The following is an 8725-nucleotide window of genomic DNA, read 5'->3' as shown; positions in this document are numbered from 1 at the left end:
ATCATATACCGGGAAAAAACCGCGATTTGAAAAAACCTCGACAGTATTATCGCCACGGTCTTTACGATCCCCGTCAGGAGCAAACAGATCCGTATCGATTCCGAACGGGAGATACCGGATCTTGGATTCCGGGATCCCGAAATCCCCGGTAATGTGATTCCTGATGTCACGGGACACTGCATATATGAGATTTGTCGAAGCAAGGACTTTTTTGGTATAATAGTGGATGATCCGGCTCTTTTTCGGGAGGATCAGTACGTCATCGCCCCAGGCAGATACCACGGTGGGAGTAAAACCGAGCCCTGGAAGATGGAATCCGTATTTGGCGATAAAATGAGCGTGGATAAGATCGGGCCTGATCTCACGGATGATCTTTCTGATCTGCAGCTGACGGGGGATGAATGCAAGATAGAGGTTGTTCCATCGCGTGGTCAGGACATGCTCGGTAACGCCGGGCAACATCCGGTTCATGGGATCGTACGTGACCAGGTGAACCGCATGTCCCCGCTGTACGAAATATTCCGCCCAGCGCTGGGTATGGATGCTGCGGCCGTCGGCGATGAGGAGGAGGATCATACGATACCTATTATTTCACTGTCATCAGTCTTCATGGATCGCATTTTATCTCCTGGTTTTTGTAGATCCAGGATTATATTTCCATCACACGTGCTCATCATGTCAGGTAAACCAACGGATTTTCAGAGTCTTCATCACGTCTCCGCGAATCTGCTCATTGAGGATGAAAAGAACTGCCATGTATATGGCGCCCCCGGTTCCAACCATGGTTACGGTAGTCAGGAGGCTCTGGTTCAGGAGGAGAGATGCCGGCAGGATGACCACAGTCATGACTCCAGCAGATATAAAGATATCTTTCATTGTTTTCATCTCGATATAGATCGGGATTACCTTGTGCAGGTAATACCAGCAGATGATCGTACTGATGATAACATTCGAAAGCGATGCAATGGCCGCTCCAGGCAGCCCCCATATGGGGATAAGAATGAATGCGAGGATAATATTGACTACGATTCCCATGAACAGACCGAAGAACTGGTGTCTCACATGATCGGTTGCCATTAAAAAATTTGAATAGAGCTGGAATACCGACTGCACTATCCGGGCCCCGATGATAATCACGAGTGCAGTTGCTCCAACCGCAAACGATGCACCGTAGAGGTAATACAGCAGGCGGCTTCCCAGAATAGCACCTCCAATCAGCATGGGAATGGCAAGAATGAGCCCATACGATGTTGCCCGGGAAAGGGCAATGGTTATGGCATTCCAGTCGCCGGCTGATCTCCACCTGCTCACTTTTACAAATAATGTATTGCAGAGAGCAGTGCTTACAAACAGGGCAAAAACAGAAAATGTCCAGCATACCCCGAAAATTCCTACATCAGAGAGGGGCATAAAATATGCGATAATGAGCGGGTTCGTATTGTCGAAAAGGATTGTACAGAATGTTGACAGGAACGCCCAGCTCGAGAAGGAGAAGATACTCTTTACATGGGACCAGTGAAATTTTTTCAGGTGATAGTCAATAAATTTTAAATCGATAACGATCTCCGTCAGCAGGCCCGCGGTAAGACCTCCGATCAGACCGAATACCTGGAATCCAAGAAAAACAGCGATAACCTGAAAGACGATCCGGGTAATGTTGTCTATCAGGCTGACCGATGCTGCAAGACCTAACCGGTTGCTGGCGCTGATGGCAGTACTGAGGATAGAAACAAGTGTTGAAATTCCCAGCACAGCAATAAGGATCACCCAGAGCGAGTCGGACAGGCCCAGCGTTCCAAAGTAATTTTTATACACCAGCATCGCTGCGGCTACAAAAACCCAGAGTAATAACCGAATGACCAGACTGGCCGCGAAATATTCATCCGGGGTCTTTCCCTCGCATATGCGGTACATAGTTGCATATCCAATCCCCAGATCAGTTAACTGACACGCGATGGCAAAAAAAGAAAGAAATAAGAAATATTGCCCGAGAATACCGGCGCCGACCCAGTGGGCGTAAAACATCGTGGCAAGGAACCCGAGGAGGGTGATTCCTGTTGAGGAGATGAGATACATAATGCCATGACGCTGGACTTCAAGTTCTTTTTCGGACATTTACGGCTCCGCGATTGGCAATATGTTCAACGGGGATTGGTTATGACGAACGCGGTCACCGGAACACCATCAAGATCTTCGATGAGCCAGGGTATTACGTTCAATGCAAATCCTTCCTTAGGGAAGGCGGGTGATAAATCCGCATCTTCGAGCAGTAGGATTGGGTTTTCATCACACAAGAATGCACGGTGACTTTCCCTTCCTTCCTTGCGGCGGGATGGTGTTGATATTGATATTGTATCTATTCCCAAAATGCGAATGTGGGGACACTTCCTGCGGAGAAATGCTGCCACATCAGCACGGACCCACGGATGTACGGTTGCATATGTTTGGGGGTCAGAGTTCCTCAGTAGCCACATTCCTGTCCTGATGAGAAGCGCTCCGGCATCCTCCTTGCCAGCAAGTAATTTATCCAGTTCATCCGGGCAGATGCAACAATCCCCGGTGACCGGCAGATCGATACAATATGCCGGTGAATATGAATTAACACGTTGAAAAATATCCCTGACTGAAAGGCCATCCCGGCAAAAATGACGGGGAACATCTATGTGGGTGCCGGTATGACTGGAAATAGAGATCACGCTGGTATTTGCCGAATCTCCCCACTCAATAGATCTATCCGGACTTATCTTTGTTGCAGGTGTACCGGGATATATGGGTGATCCGGTATCAAGAGGATACGAAATAAGAATCATAACGGCCTCTCAAGGATAAGGGGAAGTTCGTTTAAATCTGTTATGACTGTTTTAACCCCGGAATAGTTCCGGAATATATCATTCTCCCCCCTTCCCACCCTGCCGATGAACGCTACACCAGATGCCTGTGCAGCGGCCAGATCGTTGAGAGCATCTCCGACAAAGAGGACATCTGATGCAGGAACGCCGGATTTTGACAGAATTTCATCGATGCAGTCGTTTTTTTTTCTTGGTGCGCCATATACCTCTTTGAAGAATGGTGTGAGGTTTCGCTCCAGCATAATCTCCCTGAGTTCCTTCTCGGGTGTGGCAGAAACGACATATAATGGAATTGTGGAACTATATTTTTTCAGAAATTCTGCAGCACCGGGAACGAATGGTGCATTCAGGACTCCATGAAAAACGAGATTTGAAAATTTTTCTGAAAGCGTTTCAAATGTTACCTGATCGAGATCTTTTTTCAGGATATTCTTGTAGATATACCTGATTTTGTCAAACCGGGACATACCTCCGTTATCCCGATGGAACTGCACAATCTCGTCAACATGCTCCGGGACGTCGGAAAAGAGCACGCGGAATGCTTCAGTCTTTATGGTGACCGATTCGAGAATCACCCCATCGAAGTCGAAGATAATGGTTGAAATCATCAATCGCCTTCCCTATCTCCCCCGGTATTTAGCGTGGCCTGGCTGCTGTTGATTTTGCCGGGTTTGGATAACTTACAAATATAAAATTTTTTGAAACAGCCACAAAATGTATCATGTTCAATGAGGAGATCCCAGAAGAAGAAGATAAACCGGTCATATAACAATATGTTCTCGTCCAGAACCCTTGCAATCTTTTCAGATTCTAATGCAAACGGTGTGTGGGTAATCAAAGTTAAAAAGTCCTCTCTGTTAAATTCAAAAATATGATGCTGGTATATTGGACGACCCGGATCGTAATTATATGGATGGATTTTTGTTCTCTTAACAAAAGGAATCGAAATAATTACGCTCTCTGAACAGACACGGCCGATCTCATTGAGAAGCAGCACGGGATTTGGTACGTGTTCAAGTGTTTCAAATAAAAATGTAGTATGAATTGAATTATCCTTAAAAGGCAGATATTCGATATGAGCCTTGACCGTTTCCATTCCGCGCCCGTGGAGGGAAATCACTGCAGGATCGCTGATATTGACGCTGATACCCTCTTTCTGGCAGCTTCGAAGAAAAATGCCGTTTGAATCTCCAAGATCTGCTATAAAATCGTCATCTTTTAAGGATAGATTTTTTCTTATGAACTCTATTCTGTCGAGGGTAAAACTGGTAAGAGCATATTCCGATGCTTTTTCCAATATAACGACATCACCGTAGTGGAAACGTTCATTTTCTGCCTGGAGCAGGTTTTTTATGGATATGTCTATTCGTGAACATTTTTTTTTCATTACGTTTTTGGCATTTCTTTCGAAAATATCAAAAAAGATCTTATGAGTATCGATTCCGATTTTTTTGGCTACTGATTTTACACAGGATTTAATCATGATAATCGACACACTCTGCGGAAGCGTTATTATAAATTATTGAGCGTCATTGGGGATTAATCAGTCCCCGCCTGTAACTCCATACACCTGCCCGGTAATATAGTCACCTCCTTCGGAAGCAAGGAACACGCAGAGACGTGCGATATCAATTGGTTTTCCTGCACGTTTCACGGGGATACTTGTAACCCGGACTTCAAGGGAAGATCTACCGATCTTTTTATGGAATTCTGTCTCAATTACACCAGGTGCTATTGCGTTCACCAGAATATTATATTGGGCCCCCTCTCTCGCAAGCGTTCTTGTAACCGCTTCAATACCGGCTTTGGCTGCCCCATAATGAATAGAGGATGCGGACCCCCCATATTTTGCAGCAATGGAACTTATAGAAATAATACGACCGCTGCCATTGTCCTTCATGGATGAAAAAGCAGATCTCGCCAGAAAAAACGGGGCCGTAAGATTAAGATTTAGTGTTTTATTCCAGGAATCCGTATCCATCTTTAAGAAATGCTGGGTTCCGATAATAGCCCCCGCATTGTTAACGAGTACATCGATTCCACCTGTCTCATCAATAAATGTCTGAACGATCCGATCACGTTGATCCGGATTGAGAAGATCAGCTTTAATCATTACGGGAGATGAAAAGCGGTTGCTTATTTTTTTTCCTAAATCTTCTGCATCTTTATCGCCGGTGTTATAGTGGATACCGACCGTTGCTCCATACGATGCAAAAAGCTCTGCAGTACATGCACCAATGCCGGAAGACGCACCGGTAATAAGAACCCGTTTATTCTTTATTTTTTCAAACATTGGTATCGGAATTATCAAAACCATGGTTTTTCAGCCAGAACTCAACCTGAGGGATCTGCCATTCGTAATCCACATCAAGGCCGCCCCACTGTTTGAGTGGATAGATCTTCTGTCCCATCCATTTCTGGGGGAGCAAGCCCTCTTCAAGATGTTCAAGATTATACGATCGCACTATTGAGACCCCCATATCTGCAAACCATACATCTCCCTGAGAGTCCCGATCACAATTCAATGTCTTAGGATCTCCGAATGCGGTAAATGGGACAAACGGGTGCAGAAGATTATCATCCCCCACTTTTCGTGCCCTGAGGGGGCTCCACATATTATATGAAGATACACTGACCGCAGAATCATATTCCGGATGGCATCGAAGGATCTGAATTCCTTCATCAATAAGGTCACCGGTTATTGTTGCTGCATTGCACATCAGGAGAACAACCAGATCAATTGGTTCCCCGAGACTCTTTTTTGCATGGTCATATGCATGAACGTACACATCCTCGCCAAGTGCTTGTGAGGAACATAGTTCCGGAGGTCTATCTATGATTGCAGCCCCATATTTTCTCCCGATTTGTTTGATTTCAGACGAATCCGTGGAGACAAATATCCTGTCAATACTTTTTGAACGGGTTGCCGCTATGAGGGGATATTCCATCAATGGTCTGCCAAGTACCGGGTATATGTTTTTACCGGGGAATCCGCTGCTTCCTCCCCTCCCCATGAGTAATGCTACGATCAAACTTACTTCCCTCCATGAATTTTATCGATCTCATTCTCCCGTAACGGACATCGGTCACAAGCCGGAATCTCATGTGCCTTTCCCGCTTTGTGCCGTTCACGATAATTCTGCTCGGCTGCACTGTTCCATGCCTCTTTAATTGTCGTGGTTTCAATTTTTCCAAGTGACATCCATTCATAAATATCATGAACACAGGGAAGGATCGTACCCTCCCAGGTGATTGTCATTCGCTGGAACAGCTGGGGGCATGCCCAGTAATCGATAATCCCCCGATGATCCGGGTTCTCCATCTCATCTTTCATATCCAGATACGCAACTTCATCTGATCTGGATTTCCAGAATGTTGCATATTCTTGTTCATGACCCTGCAATTCCGGTACAAGGACTGTCTGAATCCTGACAAGCGGTTTTTCAGCACCCAGTTCTTTTTTTATGTCCCGGAGCAGTTCAATATTTTTCACTACGTGATCAAATGAGGCTCCCACCCGGTATTTTTCATAAACTTCTTTGGAATTGCCTTCGAATGATATGGAGATACGATCAAGTCCCGCGTCTATCAATTCACGAATAACGGGTTCACCAAGTTTCACTGCATTGGTGTTGAAATAGACATCCATGACGCCCACATCCTTTGCGTATCTCACCATTTTAGAGAGATCCGGATGAAGGAGCGGCTCCCCCCGGTACGTAAACTTAAGTGAGTACAGATTATTTTTCCCGCACTCATCAAGGATCTTTTTCCAGGTAGTTTCTTTCATGAACCCTTGTTTATATTTGTTATACGTAGTTGCACAGAACGGGCAACGGAGATTGCAGGTATTTGTGGGTTCAATATCCAGATGAAGTGGGAAATCGCCATGTGAAAAATGAACTGGCCAGTCCTCCCATTTCTTCCGGTACTCCCGATAGCGGGCATCCGCGCGATCTACTACGCTCTTACCGGCGATTGTATGAAAATTTGAATTTACCTGGATCGTCGTATCACTCTTGAACATTTTTGTCATTGTCCATCTCCTTTTTAACTTCTTTCAGACAATCCAGAATCCCCTCGCTGATATCAACATATGTCGAGAGATTTACACGAACCGGAACATCAATCTCGAATGAGTACGGGGTGATGACATAGTGGGGATTATCCCCGGAAGGAGTGTAATGGATTTTGACCTCCCTTCCCAGGATTTCCTGGACCATATCAAAAAATTCTCGCATTTTCATTCGTTGGTGCCCGGTAATAAGAACTGCCTTGTTGGCAAACTCCCGGTCTCTGGCAATTCGTATCGTTTCACGGGCGGCGTCATTGATATGGATATATTCCCGGACTGCATCCGGGGAGCTGGTATAGGTAAATTCTCCGTTAGTCAGTAGTGACTTGCAAACACCATAAATGAAGTTCCAGTGATTGGGTTCCCGTCCATAAAGACTGCCATAACGGAGGACCGTATATTCCAGCCCGAATTCTTCATGGTAGATTTTGCATAAGGATTCACACGTCTGTTTTGAGAGCCGGTAAAATGATCCCCGGTTACCAGAGACATATACCGAGCTTGCGAGAAGAAAGCGCTTTACTCCTATCTCCTGGGCTGCATCCAGGCAGTTGGTTGTCCCGATAACATTAACTTCCATGGTTTTTCTGGGAATCTTTCGCGCCTGATCTACATCTGCTATTGCGGCTGTATGGAAGACGTAATCGCAATCCTGCATCGCTTTGGTTATCTGCTCTCTGTCGAGCACATCTCCCCTGATATATGTGCAGAGTGAACGAACATTATCATTAACAGGAATCCCGGAGGGCTCACAGATATCGTAGACAATGACCTGAATCCGGTGCTTTACCAGTTCTTTGACAAGGTGATGTCCGAGAAAACCCGATCCACCGGTAACAAACGCTTTCATGAATTGTCCTCTGCAAGGGACCGTATCAGATTATCTGCTGCTTCCATTTCCATATATTGACGTGATTCAATAGTATTTGATGCTACATGTGGTGTTACAATGACCTGAGGGAAGGTGAGAAGCTTCCCGGAGTACGGTTCTGAAGAGAAGACATCCAGCGCTGCGGCCTTCACTCTCCCGGATGATAACGCATCTATGAGTGATGACTCATCGATCAATGATCCGCGTGCGGTATTAATAAGGATAATTTTTTTCGCATGCGACAGGACACTGGCATTAATCAGTGGTAAGCAATCAGGTTGTGGTGCGGAGTGTATCGTTACAATATCGGAACCTCTTACCAGCTTCTCGATTGAATCGACTCGTTTCCAGGAACGTGGAGTTTCTCTGCTAATCACGGGATCATAAAAAATGATATTACACCCGAAACATTCAAGCATCTCTGCAACTCTTGTGCCGATCCTTCCCATACCGGCGATACCAACGGTTTTTCCGGAGAGCAGGGAGCCTGCTGTTATTGCATGATCATTCCTCCGCATCTGTTCATTATACTGGGGAATTCTTTTCAGGGTCGAAAGGATAAGCCCCAGCGTATGCTCTGCTACTGATTGGACAGGTGAATTGGGAGTAATTAAAATCTGAATCCCCCGGTCCTGTGCAGCGTTCAGATCGATAGAATCTATTCCTACGCCGACCCGTGAGATCACCTTCAGACTGCTGCATTGATCGATAACCCGGCGGGAGAAGGTTTCTGTTCCCGCGATAATACCCTGAACATTTCCCAAAACAGCCATCAAATCTGCTTCCGATAACCTCCCTCCGGTTTTATTAATAAATGAAATGGTAAAATTATCTCTCAATTTCTCAAAGGCTGGACCTGACAGGTTGAATGAGCGGATTGTAATTGCAATCATTGGTGGATTTTTCATTGCATGGGCACTCCATCTCGTA

Annotated in this window: 10 protein-coding genes; all 10 read right to left on the bottom strand. The window is 45.6% G+C overall.

Features of this window, described 5'->3' with window-relative positions; translation table 11 throughout:
* Window positions 1–576 (bottom strand): glycosyltransferase (locus tag WBL42_RS10900; protein ID WP_424721303.1); only part of this gene is annotated, 576 nt, incomplete at its 3' end.
* Window positions 577–678: 102 nt separating this feature from the next.
* On the bottom strand, window positions 679–2115 hold the full coding sequence (locus WBL42_RS10895) for a polysaccharide biosynthesis C-terminal domain-containing protein (RefSeq protein ID WP_424721302.1): 1437 nt from the start codon (window positions 2113–2115) through the stop codon (window positions 679–681).
* Between the two features lie 26 nt (window positions 2116–2141).
* Complete coding sequence (locus WBL42_RS10890) at window positions 2142–2810, bottom strand: cyclase family protein (protein ID WP_424721301.1); 669 nt, start codon at window positions 2808–2810, stop codon at window positions 2142–2144.
* Complete coding sequence (locus WBL42_RS10885; protein WP_424721300.1) at window positions 2807–3457, bottom strand: HAD family hydrolase; 651 nt, start codon at window positions 3455–3457, stop codon at window positions 2807–2809. The genes WBL42_RS10890 and WBL42_RS10885 overlap by 4 nt, the downstream gene beginning before the upstream one ends.
* A complete protein-coding gene (locus WBL42_RS10880) occupies window positions 3457–4332 on the bottom strand; it encodes a class I SAM-dependent methyltransferase (RefSeq protein ID WP_424721299.1) in 876 nt (291 codons plus the stop codon). The genes WBL42_RS10885 and WBL42_RS10880 overlap by 1 nt, the downstream gene beginning before the upstream one ends.
* A gap of 60 nt (window positions 4333–4392) precedes the next feature.
* Window positions 4393–5166: an SDR family NAD(P)-dependent oxidoreductase gene (locus tag WBL42_RS10875; RefSeq protein WP_424721298.1), complete on the bottom strand. Its 774-nt coding sequence runs from the start codon at window positions 5164–5166 to the stop codon at window positions 4393–4395.
* Window positions 5135–5881: a cytidylyltransferase domain-containing protein gene (locus WBL42_RS10870; RefSeq protein WP_424721297.1), complete on the bottom strand. Its 747-nt coding sequence runs from the start codon at window positions 5879–5881 to the stop codon at window positions 5135–5137. Before WBL42_RS10870 ends, WBL42_RS10875 begins: the two co-directional genes overlap by 32 nt.
* Before the next feature lie 2 nt (window positions 5882–5883).
* Complete coding sequence (locus WBL42_RS10865; RefSeq protein WP_424721304.1) at window positions 5884–6876, bottom strand: radical SAM/SPASM domain-containing protein; 993 nt, start codon at window positions 6874–6876, stop codon at window positions 5884–5886.
* On the bottom strand, window positions 6863–7774 hold the full coding sequence (locus WBL42_RS10860; protein ID WP_424721296.1) for an NAD-dependent epimerase/dehydratase family protein: 912 nt from the start codon (window positions 7772–7774) through the stop codon (window positions 6863–6865). The genes WBL42_RS10865 and WBL42_RS10860 overlap by 14 nt, the downstream gene beginning before the upstream one ends.
* Window positions 7771–8703, bottom strand: a complete 933-nt coding sequence (locus WBL42_RS10855; RefSeq protein WP_424721295.1) for a phosphoglycerate dehydrogenase — start codon at window positions 8701–8703, stop codon at window positions 7771–7773. Before WBL42_RS10855 ends, WBL42_RS10860 begins: the two co-directional genes overlap by 4 nt.
* Window positions 8704–8725 lie beyond the last annotated feature (22 nt).

It is taken from the genome of Methanoregula sp., assembly GCF_049686655.1.
GTDB lineage: Archaea > Halobacteriota > Methanomicrobia > Methanomicrobiales > Methanospirillaceae > Methanoregula.
This window is presented reverse-complemented; position numbering and strand designations above follow the sequence as displayed.